Source organism: Rhodopseudomonas sp. RCAM05734, from assembly GCF_052658035.1.
In genome coordinates this window covers 4,686,869-4,711,816 of record NZ_CP199742.1, presented here as the reverse complement: position 1 = coordinate 4,711,816, position 24,948 = coordinate 4,686,869, and the positions used below count along the sequence as shown (strand labels likewise).

At 61.1% G+C, this 24,948-nt stretch carries 28 protein-coding genes, 1 tRNA gene and 2 pseudogenes; 15 read left to right on the top strand and 16 right to left on the bottom strand.

Annotated elements, in window-relative coordinates; translation table 11 throughout:
• Positions 1–253 precede the first annotated feature (253 nt).
• Positions 254–2,470, bottom strand: coding sequence for a TonB-dependent receptor (locus ACUXVA_RS22180; RefSeq protein WP_445488136.1), 2,217 nt, complete (start codon positions 2,468–2,470; stop codon positions 254–256).
• A gap of 334 nt (positions 2,471–2,804) precedes the next feature.
• On the opposite strand from ACUXVA_RS22180, the gene ACUXVA_RS22175 reads away from it, so the two are divergent.
• Genes ACUXVA_RS22175 through ACUXVA_RS22165 form a run of 3 tightly spaced genes read left to right on the top strand, consistent with a single transcriptional unit; the run spans position 2,805 to position 5,769 of the window.
• On the top strand, positions 2,805–3,941 hold the full coding sequence (locus ACUXVA_RS22175; protein ID WP_445488133.1) for an ABC transporter substrate-binding protein: 1,137 nt from the start codon (positions 2,805–2,807) through the stop codon (positions 3,939–3,941).
• On the top strand, positions 3,938–5,002 hold the full coding sequence (locus ACUXVA_RS22170; RefSeq protein ID WP_445488131.1) for a FecCD family ABC transporter permease: 1,065 nt from the start codon (positions 3,938–3,940) through the stop codon (positions 5,000–5,002). The genes ACUXVA_RS22175 and ACUXVA_RS22170 overlap by 4 nt, the downstream gene beginning before the upstream one ends.
• A complete protein-coding gene (locus tag ACUXVA_RS22165; protein WP_445488129.1) occupies positions 4,999–5,769 on the top strand; it encodes an ABC transporter ATP-binding protein in 771 nt (256 codons plus the stop codon). Before ACUXVA_RS22170 ends, ACUXVA_RS22165 begins: the two co-directional genes overlap by 4 nt.
• Before the next feature lie 23 nt (positions 5,770–5,792).
• On the opposite strand, the gene ACUXVA_RS22160 is transcribed toward ACUXVA_RS22165, so the two are convergent.
• The 3 genes from ACUXVA_RS22160 to ACUXVA_RS22150 form a co-directional block, all read right to left on the bottom strand.
• A complete protein-coding gene (locus ACUXVA_RS22160; protein ID WP_445488127.1) occupies positions 5,793–6,422 on the bottom strand; it encodes a hypothetical protein in 630 nt (209 codons plus the stop codon).
• Positions 6,419–6,991, bottom strand: coding sequence for a hypothetical protein (locus ACUXVA_RS22155; RefSeq protein ID WP_445488125.1), 573 nt, complete (start codon positions 6,989–6,991; stop codon positions 6,419–6,421). The genes ACUXVA_RS22160 and ACUXVA_RS22155 overlap by 4 nt, the downstream gene beginning before the upstream one ends.
• Before the next feature lie 73 nt (positions 6,992–7,064).
• Complete coding sequence (locus ACUXVA_RS22150) at positions 7,065–7,565, bottom strand: hypothetical protein (RefSeq protein WP_445488123.1); 501 nt, start codon at positions 7,563–7,565, stop codon at positions 7,065–7,067.
• A 386-nt stretch (positions 7,566–7,951) separates the two neighbouring features.
• Between ACUXVA_RS22150 and ACUXVA_RS22145 the strand changes: the two genes are divergently transcribed.
• On the top strand, positions 7,952–8,191 hold the full coding sequence (locus ACUXVA_RS22145; RefSeq protein ID WP_265078364.1) for a pentapeptide MXKDX repeat protein: 240 nt from the start codon (positions 7,952–7,954) through the stop codon (positions 8,189–8,191).
• 65 nt (positions 8,192–8,256) lie between these two features.
• Here ACUXVA_RS22145 and ACUXVA_RS22140 read toward each other — a convergent pair whose 3' ends face one another.
• Positions 8,257–8,598: a DUF6481 family protein gene (locus ACUXVA_RS22140; RefSeq protein WP_265078365.1), complete on the bottom strand. Its 342-nt coding sequence runs from the start codon at positions 8,596–8,598 to the stop codon at positions 8,257–8,259.
• A 456-nt stretch (positions 8,599–9,054) separates the two neighbouring features.
• On the opposite strand from ACUXVA_RS22140, the gene ACUXVA_RS22135 reads away from it, so the two are divergent.
• Positions 9,055–9,240 (top strand): hypothetical protein, encoded by a 186-nt coding sequence (locus ACUXVA_RS22135; RefSeq protein WP_265078366.1) that lies wholly within the window; start codon positions 9,055–9,057, stop codon positions 9,238–9,240.
• An 89-nt stretch (positions 9,241–9,329) separates the two neighbouring features.
• On the top strand, positions 9,330–9,797 hold the full coding sequence (locus tag ACUXVA_RS22130) for an FKBP-type peptidyl-prolyl cis-trans isomerase (protein ID WP_265078367.1): 468 nt from the start codon (positions 9,330–9,332) through the stop codon (positions 9,795–9,797).
• Positions 9,798–9,820: 23 nt separating this feature from the next.
• Here the strand turns inward: ACUXVA_RS22130 and ACUXVA_RS22125 are convergent, their stop codons facing one another.
• Complete coding sequence (locus ACUXVA_RS22125; protein WP_265078368.1) at positions 9,821–10,792, bottom strand: TRAP transporter substrate-binding protein; 972 nt, start codon at positions 10,790–10,792, stop codon at positions 9,821–9,823.
• 158 nt (positions 10,793–10,950) lie between these two features.
• Between ACUXVA_RS22125 and ACUXVA_RS22120 the strand changes: the two genes are divergently transcribed.
• On the top strand, positions 10,951–11,109 hold the full coding sequence (locus tag ACUXVA_RS22120) for a hypothetical protein (protein ID WP_265078369.1): 159 nt from the start codon (positions 10,951–10,953) through the stop codon (positions 11,107–11,109).
• Positions 11,110–11,233: 124 nt separating this feature from the next.
• Here the strand turns inward: ACUXVA_RS22120 and ACUXVA_RS22115 are convergent, their stop codons facing one another.
• Together ACUXVA_RS22115 and ACUXVA_RS22110 are read right to left on the bottom strand one after the other, a co-directional pair.
• On the bottom strand, positions 11,234–12,319 hold the full coding sequence (locus ACUXVA_RS22115) for an IS5 family transposase (protein ID WP_445488119.1): 1,086 nt from the start codon (positions 12,317–12,319) through the stop codon (positions 11,234–11,236).
• Between the two features lie 77 nt (positions 12,320–12,396).
• Positions 12,397–12,591, bottom strand: a complete 195-nt coding sequence (locus ACUXVA_RS22110) for a hypothetical protein (protein ID WP_265078370.1) — start codon at positions 12,589–12,591, stop codon at positions 12,397–12,399.
• A gap of 217 nt (positions 12,592–12,808) precedes the next feature.
• On the opposite strand from ACUXVA_RS22110, the gene ACUXVA_RS22105 reads away from it, so the two are divergent.
• Both ACUXVA_RS22105 and ACUXVA_RS22100 read left to right on the top strand, forming a co-directional pair.
• A tRNA-Arg gene (locus ACUXVA_RS22105) sits at positions 12,809–12,885 on the top strand.
• A 242-nt stretch (positions 12,886–13,127) separates the two neighbouring features.
• On the top strand, positions 13,128–13,289 hold the full coding sequence (locus tag ACUXVA_RS22100; protein ID WP_445488117.1) for a hypothetical protein: 162 nt from the start codon (positions 13,128–13,130) through the stop codon (positions 13,287–13,289).
• A gap of 64 nt (positions 13,290–13,353) precedes the next feature.
• Here ACUXVA_RS22100 and ACUXVA_RS22095 read toward each other — a convergent pair whose 3' ends face one another.
• Positions 13,354–13,569: a hypothetical protein gene (locus tag ACUXVA_RS22095; RefSeq protein WP_445488115.1), complete on the bottom strand. Its 216-nt coding sequence runs from the start codon at positions 13,567–13,569 to the stop codon at positions 13,354–13,356.
• 38 nt (positions 13,570–13,607) lie between these two features.
• Positions 13,608–13,901 (bottom strand): hypothetical protein, encoded by a 294-nt coding sequence (locus tag ACUXVA_RS22090; protein ID WP_445488113.1) that lies wholly within the window; start codon positions 13,899–13,901, stop codon positions 13,608–13,610.
• A 1,112-nt stretch (positions 13,902–15,013) separates the two neighbouring features.
• Here ACUXVA_RS22090 and ACUXVA_RS22085 point away from each other — a divergent pair.
• From ACUXVA_RS22085 to ACUXVA_RS22075, 3 genes are all read left to right on the top strand, one after another.
• Complete coding sequence (locus ACUXVA_RS22085) at positions 15,014–15,385, top strand: hypothetical protein (protein WP_445488111.1); 372 nt, start codon at positions 15,014–15,016, stop codon at positions 15,383–15,385.
• Between the two features lie 186 nt (positions 15,386–15,571).
• Positions 15,572–16,642: a hypothetical protein gene (locus tag ACUXVA_RS22080; protein ID WP_445488109.1), complete on the top strand. Its 1,071-nt coding sequence runs from the start codon at positions 15,572–15,574 to the stop codon at positions 16,640–16,642.
• A 130-nt stretch (positions 16,643–16,772) separates the two neighbouring features.
• Positions 16,773–17,156, top strand: a complete 384-nt coding sequence (locus tag ACUXVA_RS22075) for a hypothetical protein (protein WP_445488107.1) — start codon at positions 16,773–16,775, stop codon at positions 17,154–17,156.
• A gap of 249 nt (positions 17,157–17,405) precedes the next feature.
• On the opposite strand, the gene ACUXVA_RS22070 is transcribed toward ACUXVA_RS22075, so the two are convergent.
• On the bottom strand, positions 17,406–17,636 hold the full coding sequence (locus tag ACUXVA_RS22070) for a DUF6894 family protein (RefSeq protein WP_445488105.1): 231 nt from the start codon (positions 17,634–17,636) through the stop codon (positions 17,406–17,408).
• Positions 17,637–18,151: 515 nt separating this feature from the next.
• Between ACUXVA_RS22070 and ACUXVA_RS22065 the strand changes: the two genes are divergently transcribed.
• Positions 18,152–18,331 (top strand): hypothetical protein, encoded by a 180-nt coding sequence (locus tag ACUXVA_RS22065; RefSeq protein ID WP_445488103.1) that lies wholly within the window; start codon positions 18,152–18,154, stop codon positions 18,329–18,331.
• A 243-nt stretch (positions 18,332–18,574) separates the two neighbouring features.
• On the opposite strand, the gene ACUXVA_RS22060 is transcribed toward ACUXVA_RS22065, so the two are convergent.
• From ACUXVA_RS22060 to ACUXVA_RS22050, 3 genes are all read right to left on the bottom strand, one after another.
• On the bottom strand, positions 18,575–18,709 hold the full coding sequence (locus ACUXVA_RS22060; protein ID WP_445488101.1) for a hypothetical protein: 135 nt from the start codon (positions 18,707–18,709) through the stop codon (positions 18,575–18,577).
• An 89-nt stretch (positions 18,710–18,798) separates the two neighbouring features.
• Positions 18,799–19,638: an acyltransferase family protein gene (locus ACUXVA_RS22055; protein ID WP_445488099.1), complete on the bottom strand. Its 840-nt coding sequence runs from the start codon at positions 19,636–19,638 to the stop codon at positions 18,799–18,801.
• Between the two features lie 351 nt (positions 19,639–19,989).
• Positions 19,990–20,112 carry a hypothetical protein gene (locus ACUXVA_RS22050; RefSeq protein ID WP_445488097.1) on the bottom strand — a complete coding sequence of 41 codons (123 nt, stop codon included), beginning with the start codon at positions 20,110–20,112 and terminating at the stop codon, positions 19,990–19,992.
• Positions 20,113–21,015: 903 nt separating this feature from the next.
• Here ACUXVA_RS22050 and istA point away from each other — a divergent pair.
• Positions 21,016–22,257, top strand: a pseudogene (gene istA / locus ACUXVA_RS22045) (IS21 family transposase); the annotation flags it as partial.
• Here the strand turns inward: istA and ACUXVA_RS22040 are convergent.
• Positions 22,258–22,728, bottom strand: a pseudogene (locus tag ACUXVA_RS22040) (terminase large subunit domain-containing protein); the annotation flags it as partial.
• Between the two features lie 490 nt (positions 22,729–23,218).
• Positions 23,219–23,527, bottom strand: coding sequence for a hypothetical protein (locus ACUXVA_RS22035; protein ID WP_445488095.1), 309 nt, complete (start codon positions 23,525–23,527; stop codon positions 23,219–23,221).
• Positions 23,528–23,992: 465 nt separating this feature from the next.
• On the opposite strand from ACUXVA_RS22035, the gene ACUXVA_RS22030 reads away from it, so the two are divergent.
• Positions 23,993–24,730, top strand: coding sequence for a YoaK family protein (locus tag ACUXVA_RS22030; RefSeq protein WP_265078371.1), 738 nt, complete (start codon positions 23,993–23,995; stop codon positions 24,728–24,730).
• Positions 24,731–24,948: the final 218 nt, after the last annotated feature.

Genomic DNA, 24,948 nt, shown 5'->3' with positions numbered 1-24,948 from the left:
AGTCTGAAAGTTAAAGTTTGTGCAAGGCTGCTCCCTGCAATCCGATGCTGCACCGCACACCGGGGCGATAATAGAATTCCGTCCGATGCCTCTATATGGCCGCGACAGCCATCGCATCTCGGAACGGTTCAAAGGACGGTCGCTCATGGCCATCACCACCGGGATCGCGTTCGGTGATCTGGCGCAAAGCGGGCATCGGCGATTGCCCCGGAGCCGCAGCAGAAATTGGCGGAGCTTCGGAGTTCGTGTAAGCTTAAAATGTGTGCTGCACCTTCACCGTGAAATTCCTGCCGACCTCAAGCAGGGGATTGGTCAGACTCTGCGAGTAGGCCATGTTGCTGAAGGTTGAGGCGTCGCGATAGGCGGTGTCGAAGATGTTTTCCAGTCCGAGGATCAGCTTGGTGTCGCCAAGATCCCGCGACACGAGTTGTCCTAGCTGCAGCGTCGCATAGAGTTTGGGGATGGCATAACCGGACGTCTGGTATTCCTGCGCCGCATCGATTCGGCTCTTGCTGGTTGCCCAATCCACCACCCCCTGCACCGAAAAGCTGCCATCGCCTGCCACGTACTGCACGCCCATGCGGCCGCGGAACGGCGCAAGGAACGGCAGCGGCGTATTCGTCACCGTGTTGTCGCCGCGAAGATAGGCCGCCGTGCCGAAAATGTTGACCGTCGGTGTGGCCTGCCAGCGCCCTTCGATTTCGACGCCGTTGACCTCGGCCCTGCCGACATTCTGGCTCTGGGTGAAGCCGGACGAGCCGTTGAAGGTCACGGCCACGGTCTGCAGGAAGTTCTCATAGTTGCTGTTGAAGGCCGTCACTTTGAGGTTGGCGTCGGCGGTGTGAAAATTGAACCCGCCCTCGTAGGTGAGGCCTTTCTCCGGTTGCAGGAAGGGATTGGGAACGGTGGTCGCGCTGGAGGCGAACAGTTCCGAATTCGTCGGCTGCCGGAACGAGGTGGCGACGCTGGCGAGCAGATCGACGGTCGGCAGAATCCGATAGACGATGCCGCCGCTGCCGGTCGGTGCGGTGGCGTCGACGTTGTCCTTGCCGATGAAGGCCGACCGTGTCGCCGCCGACAACGGCGTGAGTTCGGTGGTGGTGTTGAACCAGTCGAAGCGGCCGCCAACCGACAGCGTCAGCGGCTGGATCGGCGTCCAATCCTGCAACACGAAGGCACCGACATTGGACTGTGAGGTATCCGGGCCGTTCTTGGTATTGGCGACGTTGACAGTGCCGGTCACCGCACCGACAGCGTTGCGGTTGATGGTTTGCGAGGACCCTTCGCTGCCGGGCCGCATTTCAATGAAGCCGTCGGTGCCGAAGGTCGTCTTGGCTTCGCCGAATCCGCCAGACCACGGGATCGAAGCGAGGAATCGGCCGCCGGTGGTCCACGGACCGATCACGTGACTGGTGGAATTCACGGTGCGCGTCGCGACGCCGCGGGCGTTGATGGTGTTGTTCACCGTCAGCAGGGTGGTGTCGAAATAGTTCGCGTAGATCGATGCTTCGACATGCTTGATGATCCCGTCGAGCTCGCCGACATAACCCAGCCGTGCGGTGGTGACCTCGTTCGGGCTTTGGCGCACGCCGAGATAGGGAGCTCCCGGCGCACCGCCGACGCCGCCGGCGCGGCCGTCGGTCTCGTTGTATTTGCGTAGCGACAGTTCGAAGCGCTGGCCGATATCCGGCGAATAGCCGATCTTCAGGTTACCGCCGAGGCTGCGGTAGTCGCTGTTGGGGACTTCGCCGAGCGGGCTGCTGTAATTGCTGCCCCACCGGCCGCTGACGCCGCCGAGGAAATCAAAGCCGCCGCCGGCGCCCTGGATCCAGTCATAGGTACTGAAGGAATCCGCGGCGCTGCCGTATCCCGCCGACCATCCGCCGCCGGTGAATCGAAACGGTCCGTTCGGGTTGCCGGTCGGCGTCCTGGTTACGATGTTGACGAGGCCGGTCAGTGCCTCGCTGCCATACAGCACCGAGGCCGGACCGCGCACGACTTCGACGCGTTCGATTTCCTCGGGTGCGAAGTAGCTCAGCTGAAGCGTGTTGCGGCCGCGGAAGCGATCGCCGTCGACGAACAGCGGCGAACGAAAACTGTTTGAACTGAAGCCGCGCAGGTAGATCTGTCCGCCGATGCCGCCGGCGCGCGCAATTGAGATGCCGGGTACCGTTGCGAGGATATCGAGCAGGCCGACGGGTGAGGTCTGTTCGATCTGGCCTCGCCCGATCACCGAGACGCTCTGCGTGAGTTGTCGCGGCGGTTTGGGCTCGGGCAGCTTGCCGCCGAGCGGCTTCAGCGAGTCTGCGCTGCTTGTTCCTGTCACGTCGATGGTCTGCAACTGGCCGGCGTCTGTCGGCGCGGCACTCGATGATTGCGCGAACGCAGCCCCGCTGCAGACCAGCTGGATCAGAACGATGCTCGACACCGAAGCACAGTGACGGATCAGGTCGGGAGAGCGCCGTGCCACGTATGAAGCCGTGTGGCTGGCTGCGTTCAGCTCCATTGCCTGTGGTGTTCGCGACATATTCCGGCCTTTCGTGCATTCGATTTATGCCGGACGTCTAGCGCGCCGTGTTTGCGACAGACAAGCGTGTGTCGTCGACATTAGAGCGATTGTCGAATCCGCGTCATTTTATCAGCGACTGGGAAACGTTGCGAAGTGAAGCCCGGATTACAATTGCTCCAAATGTCGATGAGGTTGCGCGACTCGCGCCGGGGTTTTCTGTAAGCAAGCGTGAAATTGAATCGATGTCGCGCCTGATGGGAACGGCGCGCACCGCGATCATAAGTGAAAGACGTCCGTGTTCTATGCTGAGTTGATTTTTCCTTTTCGCGCAATTCTGCTGTGGTGTGAGACACGAACGATCAGCCGGATCGCTGTCGCTGCGGTCGCTTCTGCAATCGCGATCAGTCACGCGTCGGCTGCCGATATCACCGACCAGCGCGGCCATACTATCCATCTCGACAAGCCTGCGGAACGCACGGTGTTCCTGCCGATTCCGGCGGCCGCGACCTATATCGCGATTGACGGCACCGAGCGTCATATCGCCGGTATGAATTCCTACTCGGCGAGCGCCATGCGAGAGGGCATACTTGGAAAAATGTTTCCCCGCGCCGCGGGCATCTCGACCAATGTGGTGATGGGCGGCGGTGGCGCCAACAACTTCGCGCCTAACGTCGAATCCATTCTCGCCATGCGTCCCGATGTGGTTTTCCAATGGGCTACAGCGAGTACCGACGTGATCGGCGCTCTGGACCGGGCAGGCCTGGCGGTGTTGGGCATGCGGGCCGGATCGCAGGAAGATTTTGCAGCCTATGTTGCCATGATGGGCGAGGTGTCGGGAAAGGTCGAACGGGCGGCATCGCTGGTTCAGCGGCAGCAGGACGTGCGAAGCAGGATCGAGGCTGCGATGAGCGATGTCGAGACGCAGCAGCGGCCGCGCGTCATGTACCTCAACCGCGCGTCTGAGACGCTGCGCGTGAGCGGCAAGGGGACCTATAACGACTTCTATGTCCGACTGACGGGTGGCCAGAATGTTGCCGCCGACCTGCGGGCGATCAGCACCGTCACCATCGAACAGGTTCTGACCTGGAATCCGCAGGTTATCCTGTTGGGGAATTTCGACGCGACGATGCCGGCGGATATCTATGGCGATCCGCGGTGGCAAGGTGTCGATGCCGTCAAGACGCGCCGGGTTTATCGCGTGCCCCTCGGCGGCTATCGTTGGGATCCGCCGAGCCAGGAATCCGCGCTGACGTGGATCTGGCTCGCTGGACTGCTGCAGCCCGAGCGCACGCAAGAGGATCTTCGCGCCGCGATGCGCGACTGGTATACGTTCCTGTATGGGCACGCGCTGACCGACAGCGAGATTGACGACATCGTTTTTGCTGCGCAGAACCGGGCCTCTGCGGGCTATGCGCGATATCTCGCGCGATGACGCGGCATATTCCCGATGGCGTGATCGCGCGCAGCGACGCAGGTCGGCCATACATCCGCTGGGTAGCCCTGATGTGGTTTCTGGCAGCAGCGCTGCTGGTGTCGGCCCTGTGGGCCACGGCGTCGGGCCGCTACCAGGTTCCGTTCGCGAAAGTCATTGCCATCCTGGCGGCGCGTCTCGTCGACGTGACGCCAACGTGGACGCCGACCGACGCGATCGTCGTCGAGACCGTACGGCTGCCGCGTGTGCTGATGGCCGTCGTCGCTGGAGCCGGCCTCGCACTATGCGGTGCCGTGCTGCAGGGATTGTTTCGCAATCCCCTGGTCGGCCCACAGACCATCGGCGTGTCTTCGGGTGCCGCACTAGGTGGCGTCGTCGCGATCCTGTTCGTGGGCTTCGGTGGATACGTCTACGTTGGCGCATTCGCCGGTGCTGCGCTGGCATTGCTCGCAGTGCTCGCGATTCATCGCTCCGACAGCATATCGCCGGTCCTCACCCTCGTGCTGGCGGGGGTGGTGGTGAGCGCCTTCTGCGCCGCGCTGGTGGGGCTCGCGACCTACCTGGCCGACCCCGAGACCAAGCTGTCTGACATTGTATTCTGGTTGCTTGGCAGCTTTGGCTCCGCCACTTGGCAAAACCTGGCGCTGATCTCGATCTGCACCGGTGTGGCTGCGGTGATCCTGCTCGGCATGCGCTGGCGCATCAATGTGCTGTCGCTCGGCGACGAGGAGGCTCGCACCCTGGGTGTACATCCGGCGCGCGACCGGTTGATCCTGCTGGCGGCGACCTGCCTGGCGATCTCGGCGCAGGTCGCGGTCAGCGGCACCATCGGCTGGGTCGGACTGATCATTCCAAATCTGGCGCGGACCCTGGTTGGCGCCGATCACCGCCGCCTGCTGCCGGCGTCGGCGCTGATGGGGGCCATCTTCCTGGTCGTTGCCGACACCCTTGCGCGGGCGCTGACTGCCGCCGAGATCCCGGTCGGCATTGTCACGGCCATCGTTGGCACGCCGGTGTTCGCCGTCCTGCTGCGCCGTAACGCCACGAGCAGGGCCACATGATCCGTCTCGATGACATCGGTCACTGGTTTCGCAGCGAGCGCTGGTTGTTCCGGCATCTGTCGATGGCGGTGTTGCCTTCGGAAATCACCGCCATCCTCGGTCCGAACGGCGCCGGCAAGACCACCCTGTTGCGCGCGCTGTGCGGTACGCTAGCGGTGAAGGAGGGCAGTGTGCATGCCGGCGAGCATATCGGTTATGTGCCGCAGGCCCTGAATGCAGATCAGGCCTACAGCGCCATCGAGATGGTGCTGCTCGGCCGCAGCCGCTTTCTCGGGCGCTTTCACGCGCCGGGCCGCCGCGACACCGATCGCGCGCATGAATGTCTGGCAGAGGTGGGCCTGAGCGCGGTCGCCGAACAGCGCTACGACCGGCTCAGCGGCGGGCAGCGTCAGTTGGTTTTGCTGGCGCGCGCTTTGGCGACCGGCTGCCATGTCCTTGTGCTCGATGAACCGGCATCCGCGCTCGATCTGGCCAATCAGGGGGTAGTGCTGCGGCTTATCCAGCGGCTGGCTCGGTCGCACGGACTGTCGGTGATCTTCACCACCCACCATCCCGATCACGCGCTGGGGATCGCCAGCAACACGCTGTTGATGCTGCGCGACGCCCAGCATCTCTATGGTCCTGCAGCATCGGTTCTGACCGAAGACAATCTGGCCCGTATGTATGGCGTGCCGGTCCGCCGCGTCGATGTCCGTTCCGCCGGCGAGACGGTATCGGCGATCGTTCCGTTGCATGGATTGAGCCCATCGGCCCCGGCGGCGGACTGACGCTGCCCGCGGATCGGCACACCTCAGAGCCTGGACAGCTCCCGCGCCCAGGGGAGGAAGCTGTCCAGAAACCGCGTGGCGGCGGGCATGAAGTTGCTGCCGTGGTGATAAAACGGATCCAGCGTCGAGACGATGAGGCGGCCAGCTGTGGTGGCCCGGTCGTCATACAGTAGTGCGCCGCCGTCGTCGCGGCCTTCGGGGTCCGGCGGTACGTCGATCAGGGTCTGTGCGCCGGGTGGCGGCGCCAGCAGGCCGTGAAAGTGCCAGATCGTGTCGGCGAAAGGCACGGCGCGAAACAAGTCGTGGTCCGGGCAGACGAGCCGGTTCGGCGGCGTCGCGTCTTTATCCAGCCACCACCAAAAATTGGTTGGGCGCGAAGTCCAGCGGACGCCTGGCAGCCAAGTTTCTGCCTGGTTCTCACCGAACACCACCAGCGTATGGCCGCGCTCGGCGAAATCGATCAGCAAGTCGCGATGTGCGCGCAGCAAATTCGGATTGATGTGGTCGGTGACGATCAACACCGTCACGCCGTCGAGTTGGCCGGTGTGGAGCTCCGGCATGTAGATCGTGTGGTCGAACAGGCTGCGAAAGCGCGGACCTTGAATCGCGGTATGATGATAGAATGTTCCGCCATCCAGCACGGCGAGCGTCACGATATGCACTCCGAGGACGCTGTTGCCGTGTTGAACAGCCATCGCAGCAGCTGCGGCACGATACGGCCGGTGCTTTCGGCACCGCCGAATTGCCAGAGGTCGTTACCGCCATGGAACAGCACCCGGCCGTGCCCGACCGGGTAGATGAAATCGAGCGGCTTGTCGGGGCTCCCGACGCTATTGATCACGTATGCGCCCTCTGGCGCATCATGCCATACTCGCCCATAGAAGCCGGCAACACCGCGGCGAAATGTCAGCTCATGCGCGGAAACGCCGTCCCAGACAGGATGCTCCGCCATGCGGACAATCGCCAGGTCTTCAAGACGTCCGGATGGCTGCGTGTGAAATCCAGCCATGCCGGGCAGAAATGGATAGGCGATATGGCCATTGGCGACGACGGTGCCGCCGCCGCGGAGAAAGCGTTCGATTTGCGCGGCGTGCCCGGCGAGAAATCGCTGATCCGCATGCATGCCGATCAGTAGTGCGCTATAGTTGTCGAGTTCGATAGTCGCCAGATTGTAGATGTCGTGATCTACGATGCCGCCGAGCGCCTCCGGACGCGAGGCCATCTTGCCTATCGCCGGATTGACCCCGCCATTGGACAGAAAGAGGGCTGGCTTCATCGTTCAGCTGACGCTTAGTTCAAACAGGTCCGCCGGTACTGCAGCAAGGACATCGCTCGCAATCGACTTTCTCAGTCTGCCTCAACTCCGCTTCTTCCGATGGCGTGCGTGTCCTGGAGAATGTCAGTTCGAAGAATCTCGCCGGGAGCGTCGTCGGCCGCAGTGTGATCTCGGCCGTCCTGCCGGAGAGCATGACGCGAAAGCTGTAGGAAATGTCGGCGCCGGCCACGAAGCGCGCAAGCGGCAGCGAACGATCGACCGTATATGCACCGCGAGTGACGGCGCGTGTCACGAACTCGAAAGAATCCCGAACGCCCGGGCCTGGATGGCCGCTGACAACCGTGATGTCAGCCCTCTTGGGCGGGGTGTCGGATGACAGCGCTTCCAATGCGACCCGAATGGCCTGGAATGTGATTGCCAGCATGGCAAGTGCCCCCTGGCCGTGATAGGCGGCCACGGCGGCGAAGCTGATCTCGATCGGATCCTCTTCGCCCATAATGGTAATGCTCGGCAACTGCACGGTGGATCCTTCCGAGACGAGTCGAGATGGCGATAGCGATGCTTTCCACATACTTGTCGACGACAGCCATTGAAACCGCGAATTCATACTGCGGCTTAGATCCCATCTAAGCGGTTTCGGATCAGCCTGATGAGGTGTTCAATTGCCCCGCCGCTCTACGTTGCGCGGTATCCTCGGCGACCACACGCGGTCTTCACCAAAGTCGAGGACGAAAGGCGGACGACAGATTTTGGTGCAATGCGGACGCCCGTCCGGGTTTTGCGAAAGCGAAGCGCGGCGCTATTGAAAATTTGTGCAAACCGGCCCGTAACAAAGCCGTTCGCCTATGCGTCTGTATGGAAGCGACAGAGGTCGCGTTTCAGAACCGGTTCAAAGGACGACAGCTCATGACCATCACCACCAAGATCGCGCTTGGCATTTCTGCCGCTGCCCTCTCGCTCAGCCTGGCACTGGCGCCGGCCGCCTTCGCTCAGGACAAGATGGGCAAGGATGACGGAATGAAGAAAGACGGCATGATGAAGAAGGACGACGGCATGAAAAAGGATGCCATGTCGCACGACGGCATGAAGAAGGACGACGGAATGAAGAAGGACGGCATGATGAAGAAGGACGAGATGAAGAAGTAACTTCTTCGCATCGGCGTCCGGCGGGCTCGCATATCGCGGGCCCGCCCTGCATTGACCTGCTGGATCTACTTGCGCTTCTTGCGGGCGGCGTAGCGGGCGTCGCGCGCGGCCTTCTTTTCGGCTTCCAGCGCCAGCTCGGCGGCGGCGGCCTCTTCCTTTTCGCGCGCGGCGCGGGCAGCGGCCTCAGCAGCTTCCTCGGCTTCGCGGATTTTCTGCGCGGCCTTTTCGGCGTCGCGCAACAGCTTGGCCTGAGCGCGTGCGGCGGCCTGTGCCTCGCGCTCGGCAGCGCGCGCCTTCACGGCCGGATCGTCGGGGCCCGGCTGCGACTTGAACTTGGTCAGGATGTTCTTCTTGGCGTCGAGCGCCGCCTTTTGGCGGTCAGCAAAACTCGGTTCTTTAAATCCCATCGACGAGGCCTTGTTGCTTTCATGGTTGGTGCCGGGCCGTTTGGCTCTCCACCACATGGGGCAGGGAACGGAGCGCAGCCGAAACTCGACAGCGGTTTACAGGCGACGGCGCCGCAACGCATCAACTATCTGCGAAATTCCGCACCTGTTGCGGGAAAACACGCGTGCAGCCGACCATTGCAGGCCCGGCGACCGCGATGGCGGCCGACCCGCCCGATCTGCACGGTCGGGCCGGCCGCCGGCTGCGAGGCAGTTGAGATTGCTGGTCGAACGGTCTTTGACCGCCAAAGCGCGATCCGGCGGGGCCGGGGCAGGTCTTGTTCGTTTGCAACGCAAAACCGGCCCTTGCGGCCATTAGATCAACAAAATCGAGCCTGAACCTGTGCTGCCGTCGGCGCGACTGATGGGGAACATTCCGAGCGGTGCGGGAGTTTCCGTGGCAATCAGGAGTAACCTATGCTGACCACCGTTGACCGCGTTATCGCCAGGCTGAACCTGAAACACCCGGTTTCGGACAGTCAGACGGCTGCTGCGCGTGACGATGCCGCGCAATTCGCCTCGCAACTGCTGGAAAACTACAAGGGCCAGCTCGCCCAGCGCAGCCTGTATCCCGAGGCTCCGCCCAAGCCGACGGCAAGTTGACCGGCGCGTGGCGCTCGGGGGCTTGCGCCCATGCAGGTTCCGCGGGCATAGATCTGCCCGCGCCAGCCATGTTCACCCCCGGAGATAAGATGCGTTCTTTCAAGCTTGCGGGCAGGCTCGCGACCGTGTTGCTGGGTCTGGGCCTGGCGTCGGTTGCAACAGACAGTTCACTCTCAACAGCAACGGCTCAGGCCGCAGGAAAAATCATGACGACAGCTTCAGGCCTGAAAATCGAGGATACCGTGGTCGGCACCGGCAAGACGCCGACGCGCGGACAGACCTGCGTGATGCACTACACCGGTTGGCTCTACGAGAACGGCGTCAAGGGCAAGAAATTCGACTCCTCGCTCGACCGCAACGAGCCGTTCGAGTTTCCGATCGGCATGAAGCGCGTGATCGGCGGCTGGGACGAGGGCGTCTCGACCATGAAGGTCGGCGGCAAGCGCACCCTGATCATTCCGCCGGATCTCGGTTATGGCGCCCGCGGCGCCGGCGGCGTGATTCCGCCGAATGCCACCCTGATCTTCGACGTCGAACTGCTCGACGTGAAGGGCTGAGGGCCTCGGACGCCCGATCCCGTTCAGGATTGGGCAATCCGGCGCAATACGCTCCGCGACACCTCATCGGCCGCGAACTGCTCGATGAGGGGCGCAGCCTTCTCGATGAACGGGGTCTTGTCCGGGCGCACGAAGGTGACACCGCGCTGCGCGATCTCGGTCTTGGCGCGGGTCTCGAAATCCGTCCACAACGTGTTCATGTGATCGTATGAGGCCATTGCCGCCTCGCGGACGACGCTCTGATGCTGCGGGCTGAGCGACTGCAACCGCGCGCTGCCGATCAGCAGAACATCCGAAATCATGGTGTGTTCGTCGAAAGAGTAATGCGATACCACGTCGGCGTGGTTGCCAATGATCAACGCCGCCACGCTGTTCTCCGCGCCGTCCACCAAGCCGGATTTGAGCGCGATGAACACATTGCTCCAGGCCAGCTCGACACCCTCGGCGCCGAACACCTGCATCAGCCGGGTCATGGTCTCCGACGGCTGGATGCGGATCTTCATGCCCTTGAGGTCATCGGGGTGGTTGATCGGTTTGCGGCCATAGAAGCTGCGGGCGCCGGCATCGTAGAATGTCACCCCGACCAGCCCCGCGGGCGCGGTGGAGGCGAGGATGTCGCGGCCGACATCGCTGGTGGTCACCTTCAGCCAGTGCGCCCTGTCGCGCAGCGTGAATGGCAGGTTCAGCACCTTGTAGGCGGGGTGGAAACGCTCCAGCAAGCTGGCGCTGACCTTGAGGAAATCCAGCTTGCCGGCCTGGACCTGCGACAGAAGGTCGACCTCCTGGCCGAGCTGGCCATCGGCGAAAATCGCGATTTCGATCTCGCCGCCGGTGCGCTCGCGCACGATATCGGCGAAACGCTGCATTGCCGGGTGCACCGGATGGGTCGTTGGCAGGCCATGGGCGAGGCGCAGTTTCAGCGATTCGGCGCGCAGCACCGCCGGACAGGTAACGGCCAACCCCGCGGTGATCAGAAGGCGACGCCGAGACAGCATGGCTGGGCTCAATATTGATAAAGGAGGAGGGTGCGCGTTGCGCATCTTCGCACATCTTGGGGAACCGACAAGCCGGCTGTTAAGACCTTGGGCCTAGGATCCGGTCGATCACGGACGTAACCGGGCCACAGGCGCGGTCAACACTAAAACGGGGGCAGATGGCGAACAGTGAACATCGCGACGCGCGGCGACCGAACGGTCGGCGCGACTGGCGTCGCATCCATCATTCGCCGGCGTTCTGGGTCGGCGTCGTCCTCTGCCTGGCGGCGATCGCGATCTATCTGTGGTCCGACGACCTGTCGTGGCGCCCGCGCTAGCAGTCTGCTGAAAAACCCTAGATTTGAGAGTTTTCTTGTCTCTCTGCGGTCGTTATCGAAGTGGGGAGCGGTGAGGGAGCGCGCTTATCGGCGGGGTGCCGGGGTTGTCCCCGAAGCCGGTGGCCTATGCTGCGAGCAGTTTGGGGATGCGGATCAGATTGTAGGCGATCAGGTTAAGGAGAAAGTCGGCGGCGACGCGACCGATGCCGCGATGCTTGGTCTTGCGCATGGTGCCGTGTTGTTTGCCCCAGCCGAAGATGCACTCGATCATCGCTCGGCGTGATTGCGACATGCCATAGCCGGGATGTCGTGTGGTGCGATCGTCGATGGCGCTGGTGCGGGTCTTGCCGGCTTTGGTGACGGCGTTGTTTTGCGTCACATGCGGCGTCACGTCGATGGCGCGAAGCTTGGCCACATGATCGGCGGTGTCGTAGGCCTTGTCCTCACCGGCCGTGATGCGGCGGCGGGCCGTCTTGCGCCGAGCCTTCAACATCGTCTCCGAAGCGCGGCGCTCGGCCGTGCCATTGGCGTGCGTAACCATGCCGGCGACTGCCAGGCCATGCCGGTTCTCCATGGTCGCGTGGCCCATATAGCAAAGCCTGGCCTCGCGCCCGGCCGCCTTGCGGTAGAGCCTGCTGTCGGGATCGCTGGTGCTGGCATGGGTGTCGTTCTTGCGCTTCTGGCCATGGAAATTGGCGCCGTTGTCATCGTCGCCACTGCCGTCCTTGGGACGAAAGCTCTTCTGCGAAGCCCAGGCTTCGATCAGCGTCCCGTCCACCGAAAAATGCTCGTTCGACAATAGCGGCCTGACCTGGGAATGGTTCAGGAGCCTGGCCATGAACTTCGCAAACACCTCGCCGTTCTGCAGCCTGTCGCGGTTCTTGGTGAAGGTGGTCGGGTCCCAGACCGGATCGTCCGGTGAAAGCCCTACGAACCAGCGATATAAAAGATTATAGTTCGGCTGCTCCATCAGCTGGCGTTCCGAGCGGATGCCGTAGAACACCTGCAGCAACAGCGCGCTCAGTAATTGTTCGGGAGGAATCGAAGGACGTCCCTCGCTGGCGTAAAGCTTCGCCAGGCTACGGCTCAACTCACCCAGCACATCCCGGACAAGCTCGCGGATCTTCCTCAGAGGGTGGTTCGTCGGCACCCGCTTGTCTGGTGAAATGTACGAAAACAACCCGCCCTGATCCACAAAATTGCCGCGCATGCTCGTCTCCACCGATTCGAGATGACAAAGTGAATCATCAAGAAAACCGCTTGGCGAGCTGGTTTTTCAGCAGACTGCTAGAGCTTCCGGATCGCCAGCTTGGCGGCAGCCTCCGCGGCCTGTTCGGTCTCGCAATCGTCCTCGGTGACGAAGCCGAGCATGGTCTTGCCCTGGATGGTATTGCCGCTCGGCGTTTTCGGACTGATCGAGGCGCGCCACTGTCCGGGGCGCCGCTGAAAGGTCAGGATCGAGAACAACGCTGCGTCGGCCATGGTCAGCTATCCCTGTGAGAGCGCTGAGCCGGACTGGCTGAACATTCCGGCGCCGGTGTAGCCGGCTCCGGCGGCAGCCGCAATCGGATTGAAATAACAGTGTGAATCCAGCGGGATGACGGTAGATTGGTGCGCCGCTGCGGACCGGTCGCCGCCCGACATCAAACCGTTGGGATAGCTGTGCAACCGGCGGGGGCGATGGTATGTAGGCCGCCACGGTCCCATAGCTCAACTGGATAGAGTAACGGATTTCTACTCCGTGGGTTGCAGGTTCGAATCCTGCTGGGATCGCCAATAAATTCAATAACTTAGGTGGAGTTAGGCACTAAAAACCGTGTACCGCCTGATATTGAAAGAAACCCTTTGATTTCAGGCATTCCCGTCTAGTCCCGTTTAGTGCGTGGTACACGGACGGTACACGAAGTCGCTTTTTGTTCTCCCGACAGCACGACGTCCAGGACCAGCCCGGGCATCTTCGTGAACCTTCCCAGCCACCCTGCGACAAACTGTCAAGCTGGGCAGCTTTGGAGGGTGTCATGACCGTTATCGAATGGCTTTCCACAAACCGCGCGCGAGCGACCAGCAAAACTTCCGAGTTCGACTCGGGCATCCTAATTTTCTGCGGGATCGGGCTACTGCTCTCGCTGGCATCCATGCTGTTTGGATGGTTGGGCTCAGCCGGCGCCGCGGGTTTCTAACTTTGTTCTTCCGACTGCATGATGCCCGGGACCAGCCCGGGCATCATCTTGGGATAAGCTATGGTCAGGCCTCTAGCGGCTTTATCGTCCGCTTGAATAGGGCCTCAAGGTCGCGCAGAGAACCCGTCAGCATGTAGGCGAAGTGAGCGAGGCGCTCCCCCGAATCCGGATCCAACTTAAACGGCCCCTCGGGACCATCCCGCGAAATACTCTCTGCCGTGTCTGTGACCACAGACGCGATCTGGACGGCGTTGAAGATGGCGCGGTCGATCTCGTTCATATCCTCGTTGCTGATTTGCGTCATTGGAACACCGCCCCTCAGTTCGCTACGGCGAGGGAAAGGGACGCGAAGGCCGTCGGGTTCGGCGCATCGCTCCAGAGGGCCTCCGCAAGGCCTGCAGCGGTTTCGGCGGACAATACCAGCCGCACCACGGCAACGCGCTCTATGGCCCCCTGATACCCCGGCTGGGTCGAATAGAGCACCAGCCGGCGGCAGCCTCCTACGCGCTCAATTCGAGCCACACCCTCTGCGAAAAATTCGGGGCAACCAACGGTGTCGATAAGGGGGTGCTCGTCGCGCTGCGGCGGGAACATGGGACGTTCAATGGTCATGGCAGTTGTCCAGTTTGAGGCTTTCGACAGCCCTTGCCGGTGACAGACCGGCAGCCGGGGGGTCGAAACCAGCCTGGACGACTGGTCGGCAGCGCTTTTAAGCCGCTAAGCTCTGGACATGGCGCACCGCCCCCGGCCATAATGGCCAAGTTGGTGCGCCGCCAAGCGCCACCGATGAGCGCCTGAGGAAACCCGCCAAGGTCTCCTACGCGCAATCAAGGCTTCCCCGCCAAGGGTTGCCTTTAGTCCAAGTCCGGGTTTCGACACCCACGGACACTCCACCACTGATTTGGTTAAAAATCCACCCCATTCGGGGCGCCTCGGTCGGTCCGGGCATGGACGAAGCCCAAGGCAAATCGCCACAATTCTTAGAAAAAATACGTCGACTCCCGGACATAAACTCGCTTAGCCTGCTTCATCACCGCCCGCCTTTGGCTTCGACCGGTGACTGAGAGCACGGTAACGCTCCCGCCTGATTCAAAGGGGGGGGGGCACCACATGCCCAAATTCCATTCTTTCTCCCGCAGCCCGTCAGGAATACTGGTGGGGCATTCACCATGCCCGAAATGCACGGCCAGAATGTCGCTCACGCGAATCGCTCCGGCAGGAAAAAATTTCGACGTTCAGTCCTTCGAGTGCGAGAGCTGCACGTTTGCCCACGTTGTCACGGTCGCCACAGATCCGATGAAGTCTGCGGCATCGAGGTGGCTCCATAGCGACTTGAAGGCGCCGATCTAATAATGCGCATCCCTAAAAAGAGCGACTGGACACCAGAGCATATCGCTCGCTTAGAGGCTCTGTTGGCATCTGGCGCGTCCGCATTCCGTGCAGCCGCTGCGCTAAAACGAACTATTGTTTCTGTCCGATTCAAGGCAAATCAACTCGGAAAGCCGTTTCCGACCATGCGAGCGGAGCGGCGGGCTCGGTTGGCCAAAGAAGCGGAAACATTGAGATAGTAAGGTGCCTCAGTTGGCGGCCCCTTTCGTAGACTTCACCCTTCCGCCCGCCCGGCCAGTCCTATGTCGCCGTCCCGCCAGCGTAACGAAGCGTTACGGCGTTACGCCCCTTGCGCGCCCGCTCAGGTTGCGGAACTATCGGGTGGGGAGATCGGCATGGAGTTTTCGGCTCAAGAGGTGCGAGGCGCTATAGGCGTGGGAATCGCAGTCGGCTTGGCGATCATCGTGCTGGGTTTCCGGGCCATCTTCGTGATCCCGCGGCGCCGGCAGCTGGCCGAGGCGCTGGCTGCCCGGGAGTTGGCCAATATCGTTGAGGAAACGAACCCGACCGCATGGGGTGGCTTCTGCATCGCCATGATTATTGTGACGGCGATCGGTTCGTTATTCACGTTCTCCGCCGCGACCACCGTGTTTCAACAGATCGAGGCTGGCGTCGTCTGGATCGGTGGAACGATCATGTTTGGGATCGGCGCTGGCCTTGGCCAAAAGCGCAGCTACACCGTCTATCGTTCAATCCACCGCGAGTGAACGACTGCGATGACAGGCCATGGGGGCGTTTTCCGGACGCCTGAGCTTTGCGGTGGAAATCGTTCGTTCCCGTCTTCTCGACTCGCTTAGCCGTACTATCCTGCCCCGAGAGTATCGCGCCAAGTATCACAACATGAGACGCCAGAGTCGCTGAACAACTATCCCTTTAAACGGACGAGGTTGGTCATGTCGAAATTGCAGCCCCATGAAACTCATCGCGCCCTTGTTGGCGCCGCGCTTGACGCGCTGCCGCCGCCGCTGCACGTCAAAGCGATATGCAAGGGATGTCCGCACCCGGCGGAATGCAAGGGCAAGCCGTGCCTGAATGATATTGCAAGGCCGTTGCTGGAGGCCAACGCCTTTTCGCGGTTGATGCTGCCGGCACAAGCGCGCGGTGTCGAGGCCGCGCTGCGCGAAGGCAAATCGCTACAGACGATAACAAGTTCACTCGTGAGGCACGGCGCTGCTGTATGCACGCCCTCTAAGTTTAAATACCATTGCGCTGCCTATCCGGCTTGGGGTGCCGAAATGAAGGCCCTTGCTGACACGAATTCGAGGTTTAACAAAGGTAAGGGCCGCAGAGGCGGCACGCACTGCCAAAGAGGTCATGAACTGCCGACCGAACCAAACGCGCTGCGCTACGGCAAGCCCTACACGAAGTGCTCAATTTGCCAGAAAATGGCCTGGGACCGCGGCCACATTCCGAACGAGGAAATTATTGGACGTGTGATGGTGCAGCTTTTGCTGAAACGCCCGATTAGCTCGTTCACGGCAGGCGGATCGCTAGGCTTCATCACTAGCCATAAAAACTTCATCGCGATGTGCAGGGCTTACCCTGAGATCGATGCGCTTAGACTAGCCGTAATCGAAAGCCACCGCGCAAAGCCGAAGGTGAAAAAGGCTCGCAAGGTGCGCGCGCGAAAGCTGCCATCAGATGATAGATCGAACTTGCAGGCGAGGCTTACAGGTGTCATCGCCGCTCAGCCAGACCCAATCCATTCAGCGACTGAGGCTGCGTTGCCTCGAAACCTGCCGTCCGAAATGAGGCGCGTGATCGTCAACGATATGTGGGTCGCCGTAAAAGAAGGCGCCATCGCCCTCGATGACCTTCCGAAGGCGGTCAACGACTTCAAGGCATCCTATAACCGCGTGTTCCCAAGCAAATATGCGCCGCCCTCAGTGGATGCACCGGCGTTCCGAGAGGGTGCAACACCGCTGATCGAAGCAATATCCGAATCCGAAGGGCTATGGGCATAATTAGCGAACCGGTCGCCAGAAATGTTGATGGCAGAACCAAATTTCTTGACCGAGCGATAGAGACGCGCGGGCCGACCGTATCCAGCCCTAGCGGCTGTCCGGGTGATCGATTCCTGCTTAGGCTACGCCCATGACAAACCAGCCCGCTATCTTTCTCGGCGAAATGCCGTTCCGGAATCTACCGATCGCGGTCCTGACGCCGCGGGGGACTGTTCGCACCCGCAAGGTGCCGGGGCAGTGGCGCCAGACCTACCAGGCCGGCGGCCCGGCGAGTTGGATCCGGAACGGCTTCGTCACGGTCGGCGTACATTGCTTGACGGGCGGTTGCCGCCACCAGGTCACAGTCGATCTGGCGACGCTACCGCAGGGCCTGACGTGGGCTCAGATCGGTCGGCATATGCTCTGCGAGGAATGCGGCGGCGTCGGCGCCGTGAACTTCGAACCGCACTGGCACACCAACACGCAGCATGCTGTGCCCTTCACCGCCGGTTGGAAATCCCGGCCACAGAACTAGCCTTGTGCTCTCGCTCTGGTGTGGCCCGGATGACGCCGGGCCGTGGTGGCGTGCCGGGACTATAAGGTCTCAATGTTACATTGACCTGACACCCGCAAGTGCCGCTAGATACGTGGCCTCCCGCAATTCGGGTGACAGGTGCGGGCAGAGCCGGACGAGTGCTTCCGCCAGATCGCTAATGGCCTGAGCATCGTCGTTCTGCTCGGTCGCATTGAAGTCTTCTAGTGCATCTCCCACGATACCGCCCCCTCACGGTGCCTCAGCAACAACCTTGATGCGATAAATCAGCTTCCTGGATTTATCTAGGACGTCCAAGCGCCACTCTGAGCTTGCTACGAGTTGGGCGGCAATATCCCGGGAAAAGTCGGCGAACACCGCGGCAGCTTCTGCCCGCGCCGCTGCGGCATCGGCGAATTGACCAGGGCGGCGAGAAACGGGGTCGGACCCATCGCTGACGATCTCGAAATAGAAATCTACCATCGCGCAACGTACCGGCCCGGAGCGAACGTGTCTGCCCGGTTGCCGACGAGTGAGGCAAATATCGAGGGGGCCTAATTTGCCCCGGAGAGCGGCTAAGTCCGCCAGTAACCAGCTTGGTGCTGCCGGCGTCCGACCGCCATGGCCCAGTTTGTGAATTTTTGATCAGTGAGCAAAAATGACCACAACGTCCGATAGCGGACATGCCACAAAGTTCCATGGAACACGTTCTCGCATCATTCACATGCAGATTTAAGCCAGCCGCTGGCGAGTGTCTGCCAGGTGAGGAGCTTTGCGCTTTTGAGTTCCCATGGTGCGAGGGCTGTCCAAAGTCATTGGTCAGGAAAGGCGGCGCTTCAGAAGATCCGATGAAGTCGCCCGACGTGGCAAAGCTGCTCACGTCGCTAAGGCAACCTGAGTGAGTATCCTCGTCTGGCCGTGCCGCCAATTTTGATTTGGATCAATGCCGGATTCGTTGTTACTTTCAGCCCTGACCAAGATCGTCAGGGAGATTTCCTATGGAACGATTCATCCATGATGAGAACCTGAATTTGTGGCGCAGGCAGCTTTCGGAGACCACTGACCCAAAGAAAAGAGCGGTCTTGCTGGATCTCATTGCTAAGGTAGTCGGCCGAGAGGATGAAATAGAAGCGGGTGCGAAAGCCACCAAATCACGGTCGCAAGAAAAGCACCCCTGAGAGCCGCTTCAGTTGTCTTAGATCAACGTGGCCGCCGACTTGGAGACTATCGTCATAAGAGCACTTTCCGAACGACCTGAGGGGGTGCAGTTCCGGTATGTGTCAGGGATCCGGCGATTACCCTCAGCCGGACTCCGCTTCAATTGGCGGGCAGTGTTTACCAGCCGCCGAGATGCGTTCTCTCGCGTCCGAAAGCCCGGACTTAGATCGCCATTGCGCGCTCCGCCTCCGAAGCGCGGGCGATCATGAAATCGCCGACCAGATACCTTTATTGATGTCGAACTTGATGGAGCCTTCGTCTCGCATCTTGAGGAGGAGCGATTGACAGGCCTCCTGATTGGCGATGTTCGTCCGCTTCATGACTTCGAAGACCTTCATCGGCTTCTCGCGCAACGCAGCGATAACTTTCTCTCGGTCGTTTAGCATTTGAGCGTCCAGGTTCAGAGTGATCGGTGACAATACACGCGCTACGCCCATCTATTTCGGACAGTTCGCGCGAACCTGAGTATCGGTTTCTCAAGCCAATGGTAACTTGCTAGCCCCGCAAAGTTGGCCATGACGAAGGAAAGCACCGAAGGAATGATCCAGCCGGTTAAACCCGCCGAAAAAAGAAGCCTCCCGAGAATAGCTATCAACAGAAAATGGCACAGATAGATGGAATACGAGGCGTCTCCCAGCGCCTCGAGCCAGCGAGGGCAATTGAGCTTTAGAAGTTTCGAATCCGTCCATCCGCCAGCAAATAAGCTGAGAAGGCCGCCCGCAATGAATTCGAGAGTATTAACGGACCCTAGAAACGCCGAACTGTCGAAGATCCAAATTGTCGCTGTTACAATGGCCCAGGCCAGATATGCAGCTCGAAGTTCTATTCTCGCCGCAATGAACAGGGAAACGACCGCATAGAAAAAGACTTCATAGATGAGTGACCACGCCACAGACACGATCGGCACCGCGCTCGATGGCACCAACAAAATCGCAGGCAAAAGCTGTGGGCCGGAGATTGTATGAGGTTGCCAGAATTCGAAAAAGCCAACGGTCAGGGCGAGATAAAACCAGTAAATCGGATAAATGCGCGAAATCCGAAGAAAAACGAAAGTCCTGAAGTCTTCCTGAAGGGCCACGCGGGCTATGACAAAGCCGCTAATAACAAAAAAAAATGTCGACCCCAAGCCGGCCGAGTTGGTGTCCGAACAAGACGTAGGGCTGAAGCAAGGATAGAAACGGCTCTGAAGCCCTATTAAATGATCCATGACAACAAGGTTCGCAGCGAACGCGCGGAGCCCCTGAAGCGTCCCAATTTTTCGATGCATGCCGCCCCCGAAGTTCGCGCATCGGAACGCAACCAATAAGCGACAGCATAATGTTTCTAAATGTTGCTAGTTGCAACAATGAAATTGGGGGTATGTTCTCCTACTCAAGAGCAAGGGACGGGGTGCGGCAATCTGCTTGCCATGAGCCCCGAGGCCATGCCGGCGATCTTCACGGGGCCGAAGAATGGGACGTATGGATGAGGGCGCGCCGTGGACCGAGGCTGCCGCCTTGCAAAGACCGCAGCCCGATGCAGAACTAAAGATCGAGGCTCGCGGGAACGCAGAACAGGATGACGTTGCTTGGGCCTGATGCTCGGAACGGCGCAGGTCCTTGCGGGATGTCATCGCCGCTCACCCGTACTGCGAGTCCGGAACGATGGCGACACTTGGTGTTCGGCCCCAGTCGAAGAGAAGCACCAATTCTTTGTGAAACATATAAATCAGTTCGTCAGCGGTGATGGGCTTCTTCGGCATCTGTCCCTCAGGGCGTCATTTTAAACACCACGTCCAATAAAGCCACAAACTCGGAACCTTCAGCCGCGATATATGCGGCAATTGATTTTGGAACATATCCGGCCGCGGTCAGTTCATAGCTCGCTTTCCGCTTATAGAAGCCAATCCGTTACGGACTGTTGAGTCCCCCACGCTTAACTGCGCGCCGCTTCAGCCCATGCACCCCTACCGGAGGTTCAATGGAGCATTTTATAAGTGACGAAAATTCGAAGCACTATCGGATCTTACTTGAGGATCCGGGTGTCGCGAATGACCCAGTGCGCCATGCAACAATACTGCGGTTACTCGCCGAGGAAGAAGCCAAAAAGAAGCCGCCAACGTGAAGGCGTGGATTTATTGTACAAGCGTCGTCAATACGTGATGAGTTGCAGCGACAAATCTACTGCCCCGCGAATTGCTTGACGCCGTCCTGATCCTGCCTCGTCGGTCGGTTGCTGTTGTCGCTCACGGTCCATTGCCCTTCCGCGGTCGGAACGTCCCGCCATTCGAAGCGAGAGGTTGCGACGCCGGCCGCCGCTACCCCATGATCTCCTTCACCAGCATTGCCGTGGGGACCGCGTCCGTATTCCATGTAGTCGTGTAGGCAACGGCTGACCAGACATATACAGTGTAGTTGGTCGATGCGGTCGTGCCCGGCATGTCCATTGCGAGGAGCGTGGCTCCACTTATGACGAGCCCGCTACCATAGCCATCTGCTCGCGCCCCGATAGGCACGCTGGCGCCACGATATATCTGCGCGAAGACTTCTTGGCTGTCATTCGGCTTGCAATATTGCCCCCTAAGCCGGGGGATCGGCGTCTAAAATTGACCCCCTAATGTTGGTCTGTTGCGCTGCCTGCTTCTTAACAAAGCAGGTGGTCGGAGATGCTGATCGTGGAGACGATTGCCCGGATACGGCGCGAGCATTTCATCAAGGGCAAGACGATCAAGGAGATCGCCCGGGACCTGAAGGTATCTCGGAACACGGTGCGGAAGGTGCTGAGGTCGGGCGAGACATCGTTCGAGTATGAGCGTGCGGTTCAGCCGCGTCCGAAGCTGGGACGATGGGCAGCAGAGCTCGACAGGGTGCTGGCGGCCAATGCGACCAAGGCCGCTCGCGAGCAACTGACGCTGATCCGGATCTTCGAAGAACTGCGCGGCCGCGGTTACGACGGTGGCTACGATGCCGTGCGGCGTTACGCCAGACGATGGAGTACGGACCGTGGACAATCGACGGCTGCGGCCTACGTCCCGCTGAGCTTTGCGCCCGGCGAAGCCTACCAGTTCGACTGGAGCCACGAAGTGGTTCTGCTCAATGGCGTGACGGTGATGGTCAAGGCGGCCCACGTCCGGCTGTGCCACAGCCGCATGCTGTTTGTGCGGTGCTACCCGCGCGAGACGCAGGAGATGGTGTTCGACGCCCACGACCGGGCGTTCGCGCTGTTCAAGGGCACCTGCGGTCGCGGCATCTACGACAACATGAAGACCGCAGTCGAGACGATCTTCGTCGGCAAAGGCCGTCTCTACAATCGCCGCTTCATGCAGATGTGCAGCCATTACCTCGTCGACCCGGTCGCCTGCACGCCGGCGTCAGGCTGGGAGAAAGGCCAGGTCGAGAACCAGGTAGGGCTTGTCCGCGAGCGCTTCTTCACACCGCGGCTGCGGTTCAAAACCCTCGACGAGTTGAATGCCTGGCTGCTGGACAAGTGCATTGCCTACACCAAGGCCCACCGTCATCCGGAACTGACCGAGCAGACGATCTGGCAGGTGTTCGAAGCCGAACGGCCAAAGCTCGTTCCCTATGCGGGCCGGTTCGATGGATTCCATGCGGTGCCGGCATCGGTCTCGAAGACCTGCCTGGTCCGCTTCGACAACAACAAGTACTCGGTCGCGGCCAGCGCCGTCGGGCGGCCGGTCGAGGTTCATGCCTATGCCGACCGCATCGTGATCCGCCAGGACGGACGTATCGTTGCCGAACATCCGCGCGCTTTCGGCCGCGGCGAGACCACCTATGACCCCTGGCATTACGTGCCGGTGTTGGCGCGCAAACCCGGCGCCTTGCGCAACGGTGCTCCCTTCAAGGACTGGGTGCTGCCGGCCACGATCGAGCGCATACGGCGCAAGCTTGTCCCACGCGATGTTGTCGTGGCCGCGGCCGGCGGTGGTCGCCACCACCAGCAATGAGCCCTTCACCTTCACCAGGCCGGACCGCAGCACGTCCCAAAGGTCGCGCTTCTTCCAGGCGTGCAATTCGTCGGCCAGCACGAATACTGGCGTTCGGCCGTGCTGGGTGCCGGCGTCGCAGGAAATGGCCTCGTAAAACGACCCGTGGTTCTTCGACACCAGCCGGTTCTTGTAATCCTGCGCGCTGGTGACGACGCTCAGGCGCTTGTCGGCCCGGATAATGCCCATGGCTTCGAGGAAGCCGAGCCGGGCTTGCTTGCGATCGGCCGCGGCCGACAGCACCTCACCACCGGGAATCCGCTCAGGACCGAGCGTGTGGAGCAGCGCCAGCGCGGCCGAAAGGCTGGTTTTGCGGTTGCCACGGGGCAGCAACAGCACCACCGTCTTGACGATGCGGGTGCCGTCGGGATGCCGTGCCTGATGAGGAGGTGCGGAGGAGCGAAACATTCCGGGTCGTCTGGTGGCGGCCCGAACTCGGTGTGTTTTGTCCAGTCCCCGCACTTGGCGTACATCTTCAGAACGGCATCCCACTTTTCGTCGGATTGCAGGTCGAGCGCACGCGGCCCGGCGGTGCTGGCTAGGCGACGCGCTGCGCCTTGCATGAAGGCGCCGAGATGCTTGCTCTCTCGGCCCGTTGAGCTACCGGCATTGCTTCGCGCTGGCCGACGCTCAGGCCGAGGGCCGCTCTTCGCGTCATCGTCGATCCAGATTCGCGCTCTGGCTTCCCAGTTGCGACATTTCGCCTTCGGTCCGGCGAGTTGAAGGAAATGGTTTCGGAAGCGCTCGACCGAAATATCGACGGCTTCGTTGGACCCGAGACGATCCAGCGCCCATGCGTAGGTCTCATCTGAAACCTTAAAATCATCGGAGATGAAAGTTGCGCGCGCGTGCCTCTCGCCGGCCATTAGCTTGCCGCCCTCCGGCCCGGGAATGTGACAACGTTGGTTTGGTCCGGCTGCTCGTCAGCAGCGCGAATCAGGCGGTAGCCCCATTCCGGCGCCGGCAGCATCTGGATGAACCAGCGTTCGTGCAGGCGGGCGATCTGGGTCCGCACGCTGTCGAGCGGCATTTCCGCCAGTTCCGCCACCACGAAGTCGCGGGTGTCGGGAACATAGCCGCTGCCGTCGGAAAGCGTGGCCAGCACCAGCAATACCATCTTGGCTTTTGCCGAACCGGTCTGTTGCTCAAGTGCCCAATCGATATCGCTGGTCATGCCGACACCAGCGGTGAGCCACTATGGGAAAAAGCCTTTACGGTACAATGCTCGCCTTTAGTAAGGTGAGCCTGGCCAACCCTTTGATTTCGCTTGCCGTTCCGCTCCTGCTGGGATCGCCACTCGGCGCGATAAGTCGAAACGCGGGGCGACGTCCGGGAGGATTGTTGCGCAGGCGATTACCGTTATGGCCTCGCTCCGGCCCACACCTCACGGTAAGCATGACAGTCGCGGACATATGCGGCTATAATTTCCGAGTCGCCGGTCTGTGCCGTCGCTCATGTGCTTGACGGTTTGCGGACCTCCTGTTCGGCGGCCTTCATCGAAAGCTGCATCGCATCTGCCGTCGTTCCGCGCAGGGTCTGCCGCGGCATGACGTCGGCCGTGCATGAAACGGGGCGCCGGCTCGTACCCGCGCCATGCGCCCGCCATTCGTAAAGTTGTATGGAGGCCTGAGGACGAGACATGTTGGTACAGCAGGGCGAAGAGCGCGGAAACGATGTCGACCGGCGGCTGGCCTGCACGCTGGCGGCGGTCGCCGGCGCGCTGAACACCGCGGCGTTCGAGGCGGTAGGGTTCTTCTCGGCGAACATGACCGGCAACGTGTCGATGCTCTCCGATCATATCGCGCTCGGCAATTTTCTCAGTGGCTGGTTCTTTCTCGCCATCGTGTTGACCTTCATCGCCGGCTCCGTGGTGTCCACGGTGCTGATCAATTTCGGCCGGCGGCGGGCGATCCACGGCATCTACGCCTACAGCATTCTCGCCGAGGCCATTCTTCTCGCCATCCTCGGCGTCATCGATCTCGGCCTGCCGCAGGTCCATCGCGGGCCGTCGCTGATCCTCGGGCTGAGTTTTCTGATGGGGTTGCAGAACGCCGTGGTGACGCGCATTTCCGGCGCCCGCGTTCGCACCACCCACGTCTCCGGCATGGCCACCGACATCGGCATAGAGATCGGCATGCTGATCGACGTGGCGCTGGGCCGGGAGCCCCGGGAAACCGCCGCGCCGTACTGGGCCAAGCTGCGGCTGCATGCCATGAGCATCCTGTCGTTCCTGGCGGGCGGCACCGTCGGCGTGCTGGTCTACAAGGCGATCGGCGGGGTGCTGCTGCTCGCCACGTCGCTTCTGTTGCTGGCCATTGCCGTCGCCGGCATCCGGCAGGCGCGGGGGCTGCGTCTGCGTCCCGTGCCACTGGCATAGGGCAGCGCCCGCCGGGGCAGCGAACAGCCGAACCAAATCCTGCGTCGGCGCGACACATGCACGGCGCAGCTTTGCGTTTCGACGGCGGCATCGCATGATGCGCCGTCAGGCGGGGCAGCGCCGGATTCGTCAGGCTGCTGTCGCGTGGCGTTGTTTGAAGAGCAGTTTTCGGCGGTCATGAGTCCGTCACCATTTTGCGCATGTCTGGGCGCGCCTCA